Annotated in this window: 1 protein-coding gene and 1 pseudogene; both read right to left on the bottom strand. The window is 63.9% G+C overall.

Annotated features, from left to right (window positions below; translation table 11 throughout):
* Positions 1 to 664 (bottom strand): LysR family transcriptional regulator (locus tag NKI67_RS33775; protein ID WP_352649174.1); only part of this gene is annotated, 664 nt, incomplete at its 3' end.
* A gap of 175 nt (positions 665 to 839) precedes the next feature.
* Positions 840 to 1,070 (bottom strand): annotated as a pseudogene (locus tag NKI67_RS33770) (peroxiredoxin-like family protein); the annotation flags it as partial.

Below are 1,070 nucleotides of genomic sequence, written 5' to 3'. Positions count from 1 at the left end.
TACCGCTGCAGTGCCCGCGGTGGGGCGGTTCCTCAGGGAAATACGACCGTAGGATCTTCGGGCCGACGTCGCATCCGGCGCGTTCCAGCAAGACGGTCTCGCGGAGGTCGTCGATGCCGATCGAGGGACGGTTTGCGAGCCGGTGTGTCGGCGCGAGAACCGCAACGTAGCGTTCCTCGAACAGCAACCAGTCGTCGATGCGGGCGGGTATGTCCTGCACGTCTCCGACCATTGCGGCGTTGATCTCCCCCTCAAGCAAGAGGTCGATGAGGTTCTCCGCTGAGCCCTCGCGCAGCTCGACGTGAAGTCCAGGGACGAACTTTGCGATCTCCGCGATCGGATCGAGGACGAGCGACGCCGAAATGGAGGGGGCGAGGCCGATCTTCAGTGGCGCGACCTCCTTGCGTTGGAATTCCTGGGCTCTGCGACGCACCGCCTGTGCCGAGGCCAGTGTGCGTTCCAGCATCGGAAGGACTTCCTTCCCAAGGTCGGTGAGCTGCGTCAACTGGCGCTCGCGGTAGATCAACTGGCCGCCGAGCTCCTGCTCAAGCTTCTGCACCCCCTTGGTCAGGGCAGGCTGCGTGACATTGCACTGCTCGGCTGCGCGGGTGAAGTTGAGCGTGGACGCGACGGCGAGGAAGTAGCGAACTTGATGAAGCTCCATGTGTTTTCTCCGTCAAGTTGCCGCCGACCATACTGACGAGGCCGTGCACTCGACGGCGTGAGGGCGCAACGCTGTAATCGTGGCGCATGGATGCCACTTGCAGGCATACGTTGGAATGGCCCGGTCTATTGGTTTGGACGCACGGACACGCTTTCTGGAGCCTCTGAGAGCCGGGCTAGTGCGCGGCGATATGAGCGAGGACCGGGATCAGTTCCGACGGGTCGCCCCGCCGCGTGTAGTCGACGCTGATGTCGGCGTACTCGATCGTCCCGCCGGGCGCCAAGACGTATCGGGCGGGCATGGTCAACGTCCAGCTCGGATCGCCGTTGAAGGCCGCGAGATCAACGCAGCCCTCCTCGACCGCACGCAGTTCGTCGGAGGCCTTCCAACGCAGGCCGAAAGCGTG

The sequence above is a fragment of the Mesorhizobium sp. M0408 genome (assembly GCF_040321495.1).
In the GTDB taxonomy this organism is placed as follows: Bacteria; Pseudomonadota; Alphaproteobacteria; order Rhizobiales; family Rhizobiaceae; genus Mesorhizobium.
Note: the sequence above shows the minus strand (reverse complement) of the source record. Positions and strands in the feature narration are given on the sequence as shown.